The sequence below is a fragment of the Dichelobacter nodosus genome, assembly GCF_001263335.1.
In the GTDB taxonomy this organism is placed as follows: Bacteria; Pseudomonadota; Gammaproteobacteria; order Cardiobacteriales; family Cardiobacteriaceae; genus Dichelobacter; species Dichelobacter nodosus.
The window spans coordinates 13,287-26,877 of record NZ_LGVW01000018.1 but is presented as its reverse complement, the minus strand read 5'-3'; the positions used below and the strand labels follow the sequence as shown (position 1 = coordinate 26,877).

Annotated in this window: 28 protein-coding genes; all 28 read left to right on the top strand. The window is 41.5% G+C overall.

Annotated elements, in window-relative coordinates; genetic code table 11:
• Positions 1 to 131 (top strand): EF-Tu C-terminal domain-related protein (locus AKG33_RS07185; protein ID WP_082203964.1); only part of this gene is annotated, 131 nt, incomplete at its 5' end.
• A gap of 5 nt (positions 132 to 136) precedes the next feature.
• Positions 137 to 451 carry a 30S ribosomal protein S10 gene (gene rpsJ, locus AKG33_RS03910; protein WP_012031571.1) on the top strand — a complete coding sequence of 105 codons (315 nt, stop codon included), beginning with the start codon at positions 137 to 139 and terminating at the stop codon, positions 449 to 451.
• 89 nt (positions 452 to 540) lie between these two features.
• Entirely contained in the window at positions 541 to 1,179 is a 639-nt protein-coding gene (gene rplC, locus AKG33_RS03905) for a 50S ribosomal protein L3 (RefSeq protein WP_012031570.1), read from the top strand.
• Between the two features lie 9 nt (positions 1,180 to 1,188).
• Positions 1,189 to 1,797, top strand: a complete 609-nt coding sequence (gene rplD, locus AKG33_RS03900; RefSeq protein ID WP_012031569.1) for a 50S ribosomal protein L4 — start codon at positions 1,189 to 1,191, stop codon at positions 1,795 to 1,797.
• Positions 1,794 to 2,096, top strand: a complete 303-nt coding sequence (gene rplW / locus AKG33_RS03895; RefSeq protein WP_012031568.1) for a 50S ribosomal protein L23 — start codon at positions 1,794 to 1,796, stop codon at positions 2,094 to 2,096. The genes rplD and rplW overlap by 4 nt, the downstream gene beginning before the upstream one ends.
• A gap of 12 nt (positions 2,097 to 2,108) precedes the next feature.
• Positions 2,109 to 2,939, top strand: coding sequence for a 50S ribosomal protein L2 (gene rplB, locus AKG33_RS03890; RefSeq protein WP_012031567.1), 831 nt, complete (start codon positions 2,109 to 2,111; stop codon positions 2,937 to 2,939).
• A 2-nt stretch (positions 2,940 to 2,941) separates the two neighbouring features.
• A complete protein-coding gene (rpsS, locus tag AKG33_RS03885) occupies positions 2,942 to 3,217 on the top strand; it encodes a 30S ribosomal protein S19 (protein WP_012031566.1) in 276 nt (91 codons plus the stop codon).
• A gap of 9 nt (positions 3,218 to 3,226) precedes the next feature.
• Complete coding sequence (gene rplV / locus AKG33_RS03880) at positions 3,227 to 3,559, top strand: 50S ribosomal protein L22 (RefSeq protein ID WP_012031565.1); 333 nt, start codon at positions 3,227 to 3,229, stop codon at positions 3,557 to 3,559.
• A 12-nt stretch (positions 3,560 to 3,571) separates the two neighbouring features.
• Positions 3,572 to 4,291 carry a 30S ribosomal protein S3 gene (gene rpsC, locus AKG33_RS03875; RefSeq protein WP_012031564.1) on the top strand — a complete coding sequence of 240 codons (720 nt, stop codon included), beginning with the start codon at positions 3,572 to 3,574 and terminating at the stop codon, positions 4,289 to 4,291.
• Positions 4,292 to 4,303: 12 nt separating this feature from the next.
• Positions 4,304 to 4,717: a 50S ribosomal protein L16 gene (rplP, locus tag AKG33_RS03870; RefSeq protein WP_012031563.1), complete on the top strand. Its 414-nt coding sequence runs from the start codon at positions 4,304 to 4,306 to the stop codon at positions 4,715 to 4,717.
• The gene (gene rpmC / locus AKG33_RS03865) at positions 4,717 to 4,911 is read left to right on the top strand and encodes a 50S ribosomal protein L29 (protein WP_012031562.1); all 195 of its coding nucleotides are present in this window, start codon (positions 4,717 to 4,719) and stop codon (positions 4,909 to 4,911) included. The genes rplP and rpmC overlap by 1 nt, the downstream gene beginning before the upstream one ends.
• Positions 4,912 to 4,914: 3 nt before the next feature.
• A complete protein-coding gene (rpsQ, locus tag AKG33_RS07265) occupies positions 4,915 to 5,178 on the top strand; it encodes a 30S ribosomal protein S17 (protein ID WP_012031561.1) in 264 nt (87 codons plus the stop codon).
• A 12-nt stretch (positions 5,179 to 5,190) separates the two neighbouring features.
• The gene (gene rplN / locus AKG33_RS07260) at positions 5,191 to 5,559 is read left to right on the top strand and encodes a 50S ribosomal protein L14 (RefSeq protein WP_012031560.1); all 369 of its coding nucleotides are present in this window, start codon (positions 5,191 to 5,193) and stop codon (positions 5,557 to 5,559) included.
• Between the two features lie 14 nt (positions 5,560 to 5,573).
• Positions 5,574 to 5,888: a 50S ribosomal protein L24 gene (gene rplX / locus AKG33_RS03850; RefSeq protein WP_012031559.1), complete on the top strand. Its 315-nt coding sequence runs from the start codon at positions 5,574 to 5,576 to the stop codon at positions 5,886 to 5,888.
• Between the two features lie 7 nt (positions 5,889 to 5,895).
• On the top strand, positions 5,896 to 6,435 hold the full coding sequence (rplE, locus tag AKG33_RS03845; RefSeq protein WP_012031558.1) for a 50S ribosomal protein L5: 540 nt from the start codon (positions 5,896 to 5,898) through the stop codon (positions 6,433 to 6,435).
• A 4-nt stretch (positions 6,436 to 6,439) separates the two neighbouring features.
• Positions 6,440 to 6,748, top strand: coding sequence for a 30S ribosomal protein S14 (rpsN, locus tag AKG33_RS03840; RefSeq protein WP_012031557.1), 309 nt, complete (start codon positions 6,440 to 6,442; stop codon positions 6,746 to 6,748).
• Positions 6,749 to 6,821: 73 nt separating this feature from the next.
• Positions 6,822 to 7,208 (top strand): 30S ribosomal protein S8, encoded by a 387-nt coding sequence (gene rpsH / locus AKG33_RS03835; protein ID WP_407635241.1) that lies wholly within the window; start codon positions 6,822 to 6,824, stop codon positions 7,206 to 7,208.
• 12 nt (positions 7,209 to 7,220) lie between these two features.
• Positions 7,221 to 7,754 carry a 50S ribosomal protein L6 gene (rplF, locus tag AKG33_RS03830; protein WP_012031555.1) on the top strand — a complete coding sequence of 178 codons (534 nt, stop codon included), beginning with the start codon at positions 7,221 to 7,223 and terminating at the stop codon, positions 7,752 to 7,754.
• Positions 7,755 to 7,769: 15 nt separating this feature from the next.
• Positions 7,770 to 8,126 carry a 50S ribosomal protein L18 gene (gene rplR, locus AKG33_RS03825; RefSeq protein ID WP_012031554.1) on the top strand — a complete coding sequence of 119 codons (357 nt, stop codon included), beginning with the start codon at positions 7,770 to 7,772 and terminating at the stop codon, positions 8,124 to 8,126.
• Between the two features lie 9 nt (positions 8,127 to 8,135).
• Positions 8,136 to 8,651 carry a 30S ribosomal protein S5 gene (gene rpsE / locus AKG33_RS03820; protein WP_012031553.1) on the top strand — a complete coding sequence of 172 codons (516 nt, stop codon included), beginning with the start codon at positions 8,136 to 8,138 and terminating at the stop codon, positions 8,649 to 8,651.
• A complete protein-coding gene (gene rpmD, locus AKG33_RS03815; RefSeq protein WP_012031552.1) occupies positions 8,641 to 8,826 on the top strand; it encodes a 50S ribosomal protein L30 in 186 nt (61 codons plus the stop codon). Before rpsE ends, rpmD begins: the two co-directional genes overlap by 11 nt.
• A 2-nt stretch (positions 8,827 to 8,828) precedes the next feature.
• On the top strand, positions 8,829 to 9,263 hold the full coding sequence (rplO, locus tag AKG33_RS03810; protein WP_012031551.1) for a 50S ribosomal protein L15: 435 nt from the start codon (positions 8,829 to 8,831) through the stop codon (positions 9,261 to 9,263).
• Between the two features lie 28 nt (positions 9,264 to 9,291).
• On the top strand, positions 9,292 to 10,620 hold the full coding sequence (gene secY / locus AKG33_RS03805; RefSeq protein ID WP_012031550.1) for a preprotein translocase subunit SecY: 1,329 nt from the start codon (positions 9,292 to 9,294) through the stop codon (positions 10,618 to 10,620).
• A gap of 109 nt (positions 10,621 to 10,729) precedes the next feature.
• Positions 10,730 to 11,086: a 30S ribosomal protein S13 gene (gene rpsM, locus AKG33_RS03800; protein WP_012031549.1), complete on the top strand. Its 357-nt coding sequence runs from the start codon at positions 10,730 to 10,732 to the stop codon at positions 11,084 to 11,086.
• Between the two features lie 17 nt (positions 11,087 to 11,103).
• A complete protein-coding gene (gene rpsK / locus AKG33_RS03795) occupies positions 11,104 to 11,502 on the top strand; it encodes a 30S ribosomal protein S11 (RefSeq protein ID WP_012031548.1) in 399 nt (132 codons plus the stop codon).
• A gap of 15 nt (positions 11,503 to 11,517) precedes the next feature.
• A complete protein-coding gene (rpsD, locus tag AKG33_RS03790) occupies positions 11,518 to 12,138 on the top strand; it encodes a 30S ribosomal protein S4 (protein ID WP_012031547.1) in 621 nt (206 codons plus the stop codon).
• 31 nt (positions 12,139 to 12,169) lie between these two features.
• Entirely contained in the window at positions 12,170 to 13,132 is a 963-nt protein-coding gene (locus tag AKG33_RS03785) for a DNA-directed RNA polymerase subunit alpha (RefSeq protein ID WP_012031546.1), read from the top strand.
• A gap of 26 nt (positions 13,133 to 13,158) precedes the next feature.
• Positions 13,159 to 13,530, top strand: a complete 372-nt coding sequence (gene rplQ, locus AKG33_RS03780) for a 50S ribosomal protein L17 (protein WP_012031545.1) — start codon at positions 13,159 to 13,161, stop codon at positions 13,528 to 13,530.
• The last annotated feature ends 61 nt before the right edge of the window (positions 13,531 to 13,591 follow it).

The following is a 13,591-nucleotide window of genomic DNA, read 5'->3' as shown; positions in this document are numbered from 1 at the left end:
TGCCGGGAGATAATGTGAAGATGATTGTGCAACTGATTCACCCGATTGCGATGGACGAAGGATTGCGTTTTGCGATTCGTGAAGGCGGTCGCACCGTCGGAGCTGGGGTTGTTGCTAAAATTATTGAGTAATCACCATGGCTAGTACACAAAAAATTCGTATTCGTTTGAAATCTTATGATCACCGTTTGATTGATGCTTCAGCAAAACAAATTGTTGAAACAGCCAAAAGAGCGGGGGCACAAGTGAAAGGTCCGATCCCTTTACCTGTTAAGAAAGAAATTTACACTGTTTTAATTTCACCGCATGTTAATAAAGATGCTCGCGATCAGTATGAAATGCGTACGCACAAACGCATTATGGATATCATTGATCCAACTGATAAAACTGTAGATGCATTGATGAAATTAGATTTAGCGGCTGGGGTTGACGTAAAAATCGAACTACAGTAAAATCGCGTGCCTTTCTAGGTAGATTCTATAGAAGGCGATGAGGGTTTCCCGCCCTCCTCTCGCCTTTTTCATTTCATTAAGGAAAAAATATGACAATGGGCTTAGTGGGTCAGAAGGTAGGTATGACCCGAATTTTTGATGAAGAGGGTACTGCAAGCGCGGTGACTGTCATTGAAATACAACCGAATATTATCTCTCAAATTAAAACTGACGAAACAGATGGTTATCATGCCGTTCAAGTTTCTGTTGGTCATCGTAAAAGTAGCCGAACAACAAAGGCTTTGGCAGGGCATTTTGCTAAAGCAAATATTTCTGCTGCTGCTTTGGTAAAAGAATTTCGTGTTGATTCAGAAGAAATTGCCAAATACGAAGTGGGTAAACCTGTTGAATTGGCAATTTTTGAACAAGGTCAAAGAGTTGATGTGCGTGCGCGCAGCATTGGTAAAGGCTATGCCGGCACAATCAAGAGACATAATTTCCGTGGACAACGTAAAACGCACGGTAACTCTGTTTCTCACCGTGTTCCAGGTTCAATCGGACAAAACCAAACCCCTGGTCGGGTATTTAAAGGTAAAAAAATGTCTGGTCACATGGGAAATAAGATGTGCAGTGTTCAAAATATTGAAATTGCACGGATCGATGTAGAACGTAACTTGCTTTTATTGAAAGGATCAGTTCCTGGTGCAAAAGGCGGTTATGTTGTGATTCGCCCATCTGTGAAAGCGTAAGGAGTTAGCATGGAAATTCAATTTACAAATACTGCTGATCGTATTTCTGTTGCTGACAGTGTTTTCTCTGCTGCTTATAACGAACCTTTAATCCATCAAGTTGTGGTTGCTTATTTAGCAGGAGCTCGGCAAGGTACGAAAGCGCAAAAAACAAAGGCGGAAGTCTCTGGTGGGGGCGTTAAACCTTGGAAACAAAAAGGAACAGGACGCGCGCGTGCGGGAAGCATTCGTTCTCCTCTTTGGCGGACTGGTGGGAAAATTTTTGCTGCTAAACCACGTAGTTATGTGCAAAAAGTAAATCGCAAAATGTATCGCAGCGCTTTGTGCAGTATTTTTTCTGAACTCAATCGCATCGGACGTTTTATTGCTGTAAACGCTCTCGAATTGACTGAACCTAAAACAAAATCTTTCTTGAAATTGATGCAAGATCATGCTTTTGGAGATGATTTACTGTTGATTACAGAATCTGAAAATATCAACATTTTTTTAGCATCAAGAAATTTACCTAATGTTACGGTGATTGATGTTCAAGAAATTAATCCGGCTTTATTGCTAAAACATGAAAAAGTAATTGTTGATAAAGCAGCGCTTGAAAAAATTAATGAGTGGTTATCATGATGAAGCAAGAACGTCTTTTACAAATCATAAAAGGGCCACATGTTACGGAAAAATCCTCAATGGTCGCCCAAAAAAATCAGTTGATTTTTAAAGTGGATAGAACAGCAAACAAAGAAGAAATTCGCCAAGCAATTGAACAATTGTTAGAAGTCAAAGTCACTGCTGTTAACACAGTCTTAGTAAAAGGGAAAAAGAAGCGGTTTGGCACCCATATGGGACGGCGTCAAGATTATAAAAAGGCTTATGTTTGCCTAGATAAATCCGTCGATATGGAAGCATTATTGGCTGAACAGGCGTAAGGAGTTTTATATATGGCAATTATTAATCATAAACCTACTTCTCCTGGGCGGCGTGGAAGAGTGGATGTTACTCGTCCTGAATTGCACAAAGGCAAACCTTTTGCTGCATTAGTTGAAAAAAAGACACGCGGAAGCGGTAGAAATAATGCAGGACGGATTACCGTTCGTCATAAGGGTGGCGGACATGCGCAAAAATATCGTCTTATCGATTTTTGCCGCAATAAAGACGGTATAGATGCTGTTGTTGAACGTTTGGAATACGATCCGAATCGTACTTCTTTCATTGCGCTGTTGCGTTATAGCGATGGTGAACGTCGCTATGTGATTGCTGCGCGCGATATGAAAGCTGGCGACATCGTTCGCAACGGCGAAGATGCTCCCATTAAAGACGGAAACTGTTTGCCGATGCGCAATATCCCTGTTGGTTCAACTATTTATTGTGTTGAATTAAAACCGGGCAAAGGCGCGCAATTAGCACGTAGTGCAGGAGCTTCTGCTCAAATGGTTGCACGTGAAGGTAAATATGTAACTGTTCGTTTGAAATCAGGGGAACGTCGTCTGGTTTTAGCGGATTGCCGTGCCGTATTAGGAGAAGTGAGCAATCACGAACATAGCTTACGTTCTTACGGAAAAGCTGGTGCTAAACGTTGGTTGGGAATTCGCCCAACAGTGCGCGGGGTTGTAATGAACCCAGTTGATCACCCGCATGGTGGTGGTGAAGGTCGTACCGCTAGTGGTCGCCATCCAGTATCTCCATGGGGCTTGCCAACTAAGGGATATAAAACACGTAACAATAAACGCACTGATTCATTAATAGTTCAACGTCGTAAGAAGAGAGGCTAAATATGGCACGTTCATTGAAAAAAGGTTTCTTCATTGATCTGCATTTGGCTCATAAAGTCGATGTGGCGGTTGAAACAAAAAGTAAAAAACCCATTAAAACGTGGTCCCGTCGTTCAATGATTATTCCTGACATGATTGGGCTCACCATTGCAATTCACAATGGTAAACAACATGTTCCCGTATTGATTACGGAAGATATGATTGGACATAAATTAGGTGAGTTTGCACCAACGAGAAATTATCGTGGGCATACCGCTGCAGATAAGAAAGGCAAATAGGAGTAAGTAATGCAATCAATAGCAAAATTGCGTGCTGCCCGCATCTCTGCTCAAAAAGCACGGCTCGTTGCCGATCAAATCCGCGGTAAGCATGTTAATGATGCGGTAGAGATTTTGACTTTTAGTCAAAAGAAAGCCGCCGCGATTATTTTAAAAGTATTAAATTCAGCTATTGCAAATGCTGAAAATAATGAAGGTGCAGATATTGACGAATTACACGTCGCAGAAATTCAAGTCGGTGAAGGCATGACGATGAAACGTTTTAGAGCGCGTGCTAAAGGTCGTGGCAATCGTATTTGTAAACGCACCAGTAATATTTTTGTTCGTGTTCAAGAACGTTAAACGGAGATTATTATGGGTCAAAAAATACATCCGATTGGTTTTCGTTTAGGAGTTTCTAAGGACTGGACTTCGAAATGGTATGCCGAAGGTACGGATTATGCGAATTACCTTGAAAAAGATTTTGAAGTACGTGAATTTTTGCGGAAAAAATTAGCGCACGCTTCCGTTAGTAAAATTCAAATCGAACGCCCGCGTAATGGCGCACAAATTACTATTTTCACCGCAAGACCAGGTATCGTAATTGGTAAAAAAGGTGAAGATATTGAAATTTTGAAAAAAGAAGTCGGCAAAATTCTTGGTGTCGCAACTTCAATTAATATTGAAGAAATTCGCCGACCAGAATTAGATTCCTATTTGGTAGCAGATAATATTGCTAAACAATTGGAACGCCGCGTGATGTTCCGTCGTGCGATGAAACGTGCGGTTGCATCAACAATGCGTTTGGGTGCGGTAGGCGTTAAAGTCAGTATTTCTGGACGCTTGAATGGTGCCGAAATTGCGCGTACCGAATGGTATCGTGAAGGCAGAGTGCCGTTACATACTTTGCGTGCAGATATTGATTATGGTTTAGCAGAAGCATATACCACTTATGGCGTTATTGGCGTAAAAGTTTGGATCTTTAAAGGTGAAAATCTTGAAGGCTTAGAAGCAGATACGTCCAATACTAATGAATTGTCTGATGAAAAGCGTAATCGTCGCAAACCGCGCAACGCAAATCGTCGTAAGGAATAATTGGGGATTATCATGTTACAACCAAAAAGAACCAAGTTCAGAAAACAGCAAAAAGGGCGTAACCGTGGTCTTGCCCAATCTGGAAACACGGTGAGCTTTGGAGATTATGGCTTAAAAGCCACAACGCGTGGACGTCTTACTGCGCGGCAAATTGAAGCAGCGCGTCGAGCAATTAACCGTCACGTAAAACGGGGTGGTAAAGTTTGGATTCGTGTTTTCCCAGATGTACCAGTTACCAATAAACCTTTGGAAGTTCGTCAAGGTAAAGGTAAGGGTAACGTGGAATATTGGGTCGCTAAAGTGCAACCAGGTACCGTGCTTTACGAAATGGAAGGCGTCACAGAAGAATTAGCGCGTGAAGCGTTCCGTTTAGCCGCAGCAAAGTTGCCGGTTCAAACTACTTTTGAATATCGGAAGGTGATGTAATGTCTTTAGAAGATTTAAAAAGTAAAGATGTTGATGCGTTGCGCGCAGAATTGCTTGAATTACGTCAAACTCAAATGAAATTGAGATTGCAAAAAGCAAGCGGTCAATTGCAACAAACACACCAAATCCGTAATGTACGCCGCGATATTGCGCGTATTAAAACTTTATTGACCCAAAAAAAGGTAAGGGTATAACAAATGACTGAAAAGCAAGTAATACACCGTATTTTGCAAGGTGAAGTCGTAAGTAATAAAAGCGATAAGTCTATTACTGTGACTGTTGTTCGTTATGTAAAACACCCGCTTTACGGTAAATATATTAAGCGTACATTAAGATGCCATGCGCACGATGAAAACAACGAATGCAACATCGGCGATGTGGTGCGTATTAGTCAAAGTCGTCCGATTTCTAAAACCAAAACATGGCGTTTGGTTGAAATCGTAGAACGGGCTAAAGGCTAAAGGAGAGTAGAGATGATTCAAATGCAATCTCGCTTATCGGTAGCGGATAATAGCGGTGCTCGTGAATTGCAATGCATTAAAGTTTTAGGCGGATCTCATCGTCGTTACGCAGGTATCGGAGATGTGATTAAAGTTTCTGTAAAAGATGCGATGCCGCGTGGTCGGGTTAAAAAAGGCGACGTTTACAATGCATTGATTGTGCGTACTAAAAAAGGGGTTCGGCGCCGTGATGGTTCCGTTTTACGTTTTGATGGCAACGCTGCAGTTTTATTAAATAGCAAACTTGAGCCAATTGGTACTCGTGTTTTTGGACCGGTTGCGCGTGAGTTGCGTAGTGAGAAATTTATGAAAATTATCTCATTGGCGCCTGAAGTGTTGTAGAAGGAGCGCTCTCTATGAAAAGAATTAAAAAAGGCGATGAAGTAATTGTTATCGCTGGTAGATCAGAAAATAAGGGTAAGCGTGGAAAAGTGGTTGCGGTGAAAGATGACACCGTCATCATTGAAGGAATTAATCAAGTTTCTAAACACGTCAGACCTAATCCTCAATTAGGAATTGAGGGGGGCATCGTTAAGAAAGAAGCTGGAATTCATATTTCTAACGTGATGTTGTTTAATGCGGAAACGGGAAAAAGAGATCGGGTCGGATTTAAAATTGAAGACGGCGTGAAATTCCGTTACTACAAATCAACCGGTAAAAGAATTGATTGAGGATATCATGGCACGTTTACAAAAATTCTATAAAGAAGAAGTGATCAAAAAACTGCAATCAGAGCTGGGTTTGAAAAATGTCATGGAAGTTCCTCGCTTGGAAAAAATCACCATTAATATGGGGGTAGGCGAGGCAGTCAATGATAAAAAAATCATGGATAACGCCGTTCGGGATTTGGCACTGATTTCAGGTCAAAAACCTGTGGTAACTAAATCTAAGAAATCTATCGCTGGTTTCAAAATTCGCGATGGTTGGGCGATTGGTTGCAAAGTGACTTTACGCCGTCAGCAAATGTATGAGTTTTTAGATCGTTTAATTAATGTGTCTCTGCCCAGAACGCGAGATTTTCGGGGCTTGAATCCGAAATCATTTGACGGTCGTGGTAACTATACTTTCGGCGTTAAAGAACACATTATTTTCCCTGAAATTGATTTTGAGAAAACTGATGCAATTCGTGGTATGGATATTACATTTACCACAAGTGCCAAAGATAATGCGCAAGCAAAAGCACTTTTAGAAGCTTTCGGTTTTCCATTCAGAGGTTAGGAATATGGCAAAAAAATGTATGGTTAACCGTGAGATTAAGCGAATTAAAACGGTTAAGAAATTTGCAGCAAAACGTGAAGAATTGAAAGAAATTATTCGTAAAGTAGCTACTTATTCTGATGAAGAAAGAGCTGCCGCACAAGAAAAACTGCAAAAATTGCCGCGTAATGCATCGCCTTCTCGTGTGCAACGTCGTTGCCGGATTACAGGGCGTCCGCATGCGGTTTATCGTAAATTTGGACTTTCACGGATTAAACTTCGTGAATTGACCATGCGGGGTGAAGTTCCCGGAGTTAGAAAAGCAAGTTGGTAATTTATTTACCAATTGGCGATTTAAGTTCCAAGGCTTATTCAGTCTGATACTGACAAGAGGTTAAATTTATATGTTGATGGATCCTGTGGCGGATATGTTAACGCGCGTTCGTAATGCGCAACGTGTCGGTCGTTCATTTGTTATTATGCCTTCTTCTAATCAAAAGAAGGCAATCGCAGAGGTTTTAAAAGAAGAAGGTTATATCCAATCTTTTGAAATCAAAGGTGATAAAAAGCCTGAATTGACCATTTATTTGAAATATTATCAAGGTCGTCCCGTAATCGAAACGATTAAACGTGTAAGCAGACCAGGATTGCGTATTTTTAGAAATAAAGATCAATTGCCGCGCGTGCAAAGTGGGCTGGGTATCGCGATTATCTCTACTTCAAAAGGCGTTATGTCCGATCATAAAGCAAGAGAATTAGGGGTTGGCGGTGAAGTTATTTGTATGGTTGCTTAATCTGGAGGGAATATGTCACGTATAGGTAAACAACCAGTGTCTATTCCTAGCGGAGTAGAGTGCTCTATCAAAGGACAATTGTTGTCTGTTAAAGGGAAAAAAGGTCAAATGACTTTAGATCTACACCCTTTTACTAAAATTACATCAGAAGATGGTTTCCTGAAATTAAATCCAGTTGTAGAAGATCGCGATCATTGGGCAATATGCGGCACAATGCGGGCATTGGTTCACAATATGGTGGTTGGGGTAACACAAGGATTTGAAAAGAAATTGTTGTTGATGGGCGTAGGTTATCGCGCACAAGCTCAAGGACAAAAATTAACCTTGGTTTTAGGTTTCTCTCACCCCGTTGAATACGCCGTTCCGCAAGGAATCACTATTGAAACGCCAACACCAACAGAAATTATTGTTAAAGGCTTTGATAAACAATTAGTTGGTGAAGTCGCTGCTAAAATCAGAGCTTATCGTCCTCCAGAACCTTACAAAGGAAAAGGGGTTCGCTATGCTGGTGAGTATGTGATGATTAAAGAAGCGAAGAAAAAATAACGGAGGGAAATTAAGATGAATCAAAAGAAAATCAATCGTATCCGCCGTGGCAAACGTACTCGTTTGAATATTCGCGAGTCTGGTAAACCGAGTTTAATTGTCAATAAAACTCCTCGGCATATTTATGCACAAATTATTAGCGGTGAAGGTAATAAAGTTTTAGCAAGCATTTCTACTTTGAATAAAGAAGTTGCCGATGCTGTTCATTACACAGGCAATATAGAATCAGCGACAAAAGTTGGACAAATGATCGCTGAAAAAGCTAAATCTTTAGGAATCGAAAGCCTTGCTTTCGACCGCAATGGATTTCGTTACCATGGTCGCGTAAAAGCATTAGCAGATGCTGCGCGTGCTGCTGGTTTGCAGTTTTAAGAGGGAATTATGGCGCAACAAAAAGAACATCAACAAGAAAGCGAATTCTTAGAAAGACTCGTCGCAGTTAATCGAGTGACGAAAGTTGTTAAAGGTGGTCGTCAATTTGCTTTTGCCGCTTTGGTTGTTATCGGAGATGGTAAAGGTAAAGTCGGTTACGGTTACGGCAAGGCAAAAGAAGTGCCGGTTGCTATTCAAAAAGCAATGGATCAAGCAAAGAAAAATTTAGTAACCATCGCTTTAAATAAAGATACATTGCAACATGCAATAACTGGTCATCACGGCGCAGCGCGCGTCTTTATGCAGCCAGCATCAGAAGGTACTGGAATTATTGCCGGTGGTGCAATGCGGGCAGTATTTGACGTTGTTGGCGTTAAAGACGTTTTGGCAAAATGTCAAGGAACCCGTAATCCGGGCAACGTAATCCGTGCAACAATTAACGCATTAACCAGCATGGCAACACCAGAAAAAGTGGCTGCAAAACGCGGTAAATCAGTTGAGGAGATTCTTTCTCATGTCCAATAAACTTAAAGTGACTTTAATTAAAAGTATGAATGGTCGTCTTCAAGCGCATCAACAATGCGTGAGAGGTTTGGGATTGCGTCGCATTCATCAAAGCTGCGAAGTGCAGGATACACCGGAAAATCGCGGTATGATCAACAAAGTTGCATACTTGCTGAAAGTAGAAGAGGTATTGTAATTATGCGTTTTAATGAATTACAACCGGCGAAAGGTTCTCGCTTTGCTGGTAAACGTTTAGGACGAGGCATTGGTTCTGGTCTGGGTAAAACGAGCGGCAAAGGTCATAAAGGTCAAAAAGCGCGCAGCGGTGGTTATCACAAAGTGGGTTTTGAAGGCGGACAAATGCCTTTGCAACGCCGTTTGCCAAAACGTGGATTTAGAAGTTTGAAAAAACTGGGTACCGCGCGTATTCGTCTTTCTGAATTGCAAAAAATCGATGCAGAAGTAATTGATTTGAATGCGTTAAAAGCTGCTGGTTTGGCATCTGAACGGGCAGTTGCTGCAAAAGTTTATTTAAACGGAACCATTTCAAAAGCTGTTACTTTACGCGGAGTTAGTATTAGTGCGGGAGCGAAAGCTGCGCTAGAAGCTGCTGGCGGTAGCGTAGAAGAATAAGCAAATTTAAAAGATAGAGGCGTTAATAATGGCAAAACCTGCTGCAAATCCTTACAAAGAGCTAAGTAGTCGCATACGGTTCTTAGTGATTTCACTGATCATATACCGTATCGGCGTTCATATTCCTGTACCTGGCGTGAATTTGGATAGAATTCGGGATATGTTCGATTCTGGACAGGGTTCTATTTTTCAATTATTTAATATGTTTTCAGGTGGGGCATTATCGAATGCTTCTTTGTTGGCGCTCGGGGTTGCTCCTTATATTTCAGCCTCTATCGTGATGCAACTGCTCACGCATATGCTTCCGGCGTTAAAAGATTTGCGTCAGGAAGGAAGCGCAGGACAGAAAAAAATCACGCAATATACAAGGTATTTCACCTTGTTTTTGGCGATTATGCAGGGTTTTGCAATTTCGCGCACCGTTATGGCAGCAGGCATGACCATTTCCGCCGGTTCTGGTTTTTTATTGACTGCAACAATTGGCTTGACCGCAGGCGCTTTATTTATGATGTGGCTTGGTGAACAAATTACCGAACGCGGTATCGGCAACGGCATTTCGATGCTGATTTTTGGCGGGATTGCGGTCAACATGCCTAGCGGTATTTTAGGACTATTTAATCAAGCAAAAATTGGTGAAATTGGTTACGGAAGATTCTTCTTATTGTTGGGAATCATTGTTTCTTTGTTTGCGTTGATTGTATACGTGGAACGCGCTCAACGGCGTATTAAAATCCACTATGCAAAACGCCAACAATTTGGTACCAGCGCTATGGGAGAACGTTTTTATCTGCCTTTAAAAATCAATATGGCAGGGGTTATTCCAGCCATTTTCGCTTCCGCAATCATTACCTTATTAGTTTCTGGTTTGACTTTGGCAAGCTCTTTGCCGGGTGCCGCCGGTCGTTATCTTAGTGATTTGGCTGCTGGATTCCATCAAGGAGCATGGCTTTATATTGCGACCTTTGTTTTGTTAATTATTTTGTTTTCGTTTTTTTACACATCAATCATGTTTGAAAACAGAGAATTAGCAGACAGCCTTAAAAAATCAAGTGCCTTTATTCAAGGTTTTAGACCAGGACGCCAGACCGCAGACTATATCGACACTGTTCAAGAACGGTTGACTTTTGTTGGTGCTTTTTATGTTGCTTTTGTGTGCGTATTGCCTTCATTAGTCAATATGGGTAGCGCGAGTGGTCAAGTTTTATTTTTATTTGGTGGCACGTCTTTATTGATTGCGGTAGTGGTTGCGATGGATTTAATGTCGCAAATTCAATCACATATTGAATCTAATGAAGGTTATGAATCGCTTATGCGGAAAGCTAATCTTTCCGGTTTCGGTGGTGGCAAATATCACTAAATAAATAGCGTCGATAATATTTTTGGTAAGTTACGCCGAATAAAGTAAACCCTTTGACTTTATTCGGGAATATTTTTATAATTTCGCCCCCTTATTTCAAGGAGTATGTATGGCTCGTATTGCTGGTATCAATGTGCCAACGCAAAAACATGCGGTGATAGCATTGACCTCAATTTATGGTATTGGGACATCTCGCGCAAAAGAAATTTGTGCGAAAGCCAATGTAGCACCGGATAAAAAAATTCGTGATTTAAGCGATAGCGAAGTGGAAGCTTTGCGTCAAGTCGTAAGCGAATATCAAGTAGAAGGTGATTTGCGTCGGCAAGTTTCAATGGATATAAAGCGTTTGATGGATTTAGGATGCTTCCGTGGATTGCGCCATCGTCGCAGTCTTCCAGTTAGAGGACAACGCACAAAAACTAATGCGCGTACTCGTAAAGGTCCGCGTCGTCCTATTAAACGTTAATTTAAGAGAGATAATTTATGGCTAAGGCTGCTGGTAAACAAAAAAACGTAAGAAAGAAAGCAAAGCGTGTCGTTGTGGACGCCGTTGCGCACGTTCATGCATCATTTAATAACACAATTGTAACGATTACTGATGGTCAAGGAAACACGCTTTCTTGGGCAACTGCCGGTGGTTCAGGTTTTCGAGGTTCTCGTAAAAGTACCCCTTTTGCTGCACAAATTGCCGCTGAACGCGCGGGTGAAGTTGCAAAGGAATACGGTGTACAAAATCTTGATGTCAACATCAAAGGTCCAGGACCTGGACGTGAATCTGCAATTCGTGCATTAAATTCGGCTGGTTTTAATATTCACAGCATAACGGATGTCACACCGATTCCTCACAACGGATGTCGTCCCCCTAAGAAGCGTCGCGTGTAATATTCTGGAGTAATTATGGCAAGATATATTGGTCCTAAGTGCCGTTTGGCACGTCGTGAAGGTGTTGATTTAGAATTAAAATCAGGAGTCCGTCCTTCAGAGTCAAAATGTAATATGAATGCTGCACCCGGACAACATGGTGGACGGCGCGGCAGATTATCAGATTACGGCGGTCAGTTGCGCGAAAAACAAAAATTAAAACGCACTTATGGCGTTTTAGAGCGTCAATTCCGTAACTACTATAAAAAAGCAGTACAACAAAAAGGTTCAACTGGTGAAAACCTGTTAATTCTTTTGGAACAACGCTTGGATAACGTTGTGTACCGCATGGGTTATGGTTCAACGCGCGCAGAAGCAAGACAATTAGTCTCTCACGGCGCCATTGAAGTAAATGGTCAACGAGTAACGATTGCCTCCTATCAAGTTCAAGCAGAAGATATTGTTTCTGTTCGCGAACAATCTCGCAAACAAATTCGTATCCAAAGCGCTTTAGAAATTGCAAAACAACGTGGTTTTGTTGACTGGATCGAAGTTGATGCAGCAAAAATGAGCGGTCAATTCAAACGAGTTCCAGAACGCATTGATTTATCAGCAGATATTAATGAATCATTGGTTGTTGAGCTCTATTCGAAATAATTGTTGACTGTTTAAATTGATAGGTGTTGGTATGGCTTTAACTGAATTATTGACTCCGCGCATTGTCCAAATCAAGGAAATCGGATCTAACACCTCTCGTGTTACGCTAGAGCCTCTTGAACGCGGTTTTGGTTATACGCTTGGGACGGCATTGCGACGTGTGTTGTTATCATCAATTGAAGGCGCTGCGATTACAGAATGCCAAATTGATGGTGTTTCTCACGAATATTCCGCAATAGAAGGCGTGAAAGAAGATGTGATTGACGTCTTACTTAACCTGAAAAATATTGCGTTATTGATGCCGGATTTAGAACGGGCAGAAATTAGATTATCTGTTACAGAAAAGGGTGCGATTACCGCGGGCGATTTCGAATTGCCTGCAGGCGTGGAAATCGTAAATCCTGATTGCGTGATTGCTCATTTAACGCGCGATATTCCTTTTTCCTTAACTGCAGTTGTTGAGAAAGGACGCGGTTATCGTGTTGCGCCACAAGCAGATGATAATAGTGAATCAACTCGTTCTAATGTATTGCGTTTAGATGCGTCTTTTAGCCCAGTGCGGCGGATTGCTTATCGCGTTGAGCAGGCGCGCGTTGAACAACGTACGGATCTGGATAAATTGATTATTGAAATTGAATCTAACGGCACGATTGATCCTGAACAAGCCATTCGTGACGCGGCAACAATTCTTCATAATCAAATAAAAGTATTTGTTGATTTGGAATCAACGGAAGAAGAAACTGAAGAAGAGGAAGAAATTTATATCGATCCAGTTTTATTGCGTCCGGTTGATGATTTGGAATTAACGGTTCGATCTGCGAACTGTTTGAAAGCAGAAAATATCAACAATATTGGTGATTTAGTTCGTAGAACAGAAGTTGAATTGCTGAAAACCCCGAATTTAGGGAAAAAATCTTTGAACGAAATCAAGGAAGTTCTTGCCGCTCACAATTTAGAGTTAGGCATGGATATTGAAAACTGGCCGCAGAATTAATGTCGGCTTTCCTACTGGAGTAACTTATGAGACATAAATTAGCTGGTCGTAAATTTAACCGGACGAGTGCACACCGTCAGGCAATGTTTAAAAACATGGCAGTCTCTTTAATTGAACATGAATTAATTAAAACCACACTGCCTAAAGCAAAAGATTTGCGCAGAGTCATCGAACCGATGATTACGCACGCAAAAAATAACGATACTGTTGCTGCGCGGCGTTTAGCATTTGCGCGTTTGCGCGATCGTGCGGCGGTACAAAAATTATTTGCCGAATTAGCACCACGTTATCAAGAACGCGCTGGTGGTTATGTGCGCATTTTAAAATGCGATTTTCGTGCCGGTGATCAAGCACCAATGGCATATGTTGAACTCGTCGATCGACCCGTTGCTGAATAAGCATTATTGAAAAACCCCGCACTGGCGGGGTTTTTAATGCAATACATATTTTCATGTCATT

Coding starts and splice junctions, on each gene's coding strand:
- rpsJ (WP_012031571.1), top strand. CDS start 137: ATGGCTAGTACACAAAAAATTCGTATTCGTTTGAAATCTTATGATCAC.
- rplC (WP_012031570.1), top strand. CDS start 541: ATGACAATGGGCTTAGTGGGTCAGAAGGTAGGTATGACCCGAATTTTT.
- rplD (WP_012031569.1), top strand. CDS start 1,189: ATGGAAATTCAATTTACAAATACTGCTGATCGTATTTCTGTTGCTGAC.
- rplW (WP_012031568.1), top strand. CDS start 1,794: ATGATGAAGCAAGAACGTCTTTTACAAATCATAAAAGGGCCACATGTT.
- rplB (WP_012031567.1), top strand. CDS start 2,109: ATGGCAATTATTAATCATAAACCTACTTCTCCTGGGCGGCGTGGAAGA.
- rpsS (WP_012031566.1), top strand. CDS start 2,942: ATGGCACGTTCATTGAAAAAAGGTTTCTTCATTGATCTGCATTTGGCT.
- rplV (WP_012031565.1), top strand. CDS start 3,227: ATGCAATCAATAGCAAAATTGCGTGCTGCCCGCATCTCTGCTCAAAAA.
- rpsC (WP_012031564.1), top strand. CDS start 3,572: ATGGGTCAAAAAATACATCCGATTGGTTTTCGTTTAGGAGTTTCTAAG.
- rplP (WP_012031563.1), top strand. CDS start 4,304: ATGTTACAACCAAAAAGAACCAAGTTCAGAAAACAGCAAAAAGGGCGT.
- rpmC (WP_012031562.1), top strand. CDS start 4,717: ATGTCTTTAGAAGATTTAAAAAGTAAAGATGTTGATGCGTTGCGCGCA.
- rpsQ (WP_012031561.1), top strand. CDS start 4,915: ATGACTGAAAAGCAAGTAATACACCGTATTTTGCAAGGTGAAGTCGTA.
- rplN (WP_012031560.1), top strand. CDS start 5,191: ATGATTCAAATGCAATCTCGCTTATCGGTAGCGGATAATAGCGGTGCT.
- rplX (WP_012031559.1), top strand. CDS start 5,574: ATGAAAAGAATTAAAAAAGGCGATGAAGTAATTGTTATCGCTGGTAGA.
- rplE (WP_012031558.1), top strand. CDS start 5,896: ATGGCACGTTTACAAAAATTCTATAAAGAAGAAGTGATCAAAAAACTG.
- rpsN (WP_012031557.1), top strand. CDS start 6,440: ATGGCAAAAAAATGTATGGTTAACCGTGAGATTAAGCGAATTAAAACG.
- rplF (WP_012031555.1), top strand. CDS start 7,221: ATGTCACGTATAGGTAAACAACCAGTGTCTATTCCTAGCGGAGTAGAG.
- rplR (WP_012031554.1), top strand. CDS start 7,770: ATGAATCAAAAGAAAATCAATCGTATCCGCCGTGGCAAACGTACTCGT.
- rpsE (WP_012031553.1), top strand. CDS start 8,136: ATGGCGCAACAAAAAGAACATCAACAAGAAAGCGAATTCTTAGAAAGA.
- rpmD (WP_012031552.1), top strand. CDS start 8,641: ATGTCCAATAAACTTAAAGTGACTTTAATTAAAAGTATGAATGGTCGT.
- rplO (WP_012031551.1), top strand. CDS start 8,829: ATGCGTTTTAATGAATTACAACCGGCGAAAGGTTCTCGCTTTGCTGGT.
- secY (WP_012031550.1), top strand. CDS start 9,292: ATGGCAAAACCTGCTGCAAATCCTTACAAAGAGCTAAGTAGTCGCATA.
- rpsM (WP_012031549.1), top strand. CDS start 10,730: ATGGCTCGTATTGCTGGTATCAATGTGCCAACGCAAAAACATGCGGTG.
- rpsK (WP_012031548.1), top strand. CDS start 11,104: ATGGCTAAGGCTGCTGGTAAACAAAAAAACGTAAGAAAGAAAGCAAAG.
- rpsD (WP_012031547.1), top strand. CDS start 11,518: ATGGCAAGATATATTGGTCCTAAGTGCCGTTTGGCACGTCGTGAAGGT.
- AKG33_RS03785 (WP_012031546.1), top strand. CDS start 12,170: ATGGCTTTAACTGAATTATTGACTCCGCGCATTGTCCAAATCAAGGAA.
- rplQ (WP_012031545.1), top strand. CDS start 13,159: ATGAGACATAAATTAGCTGGTCGTAAATTTAACCGGACGAGTGCACAC.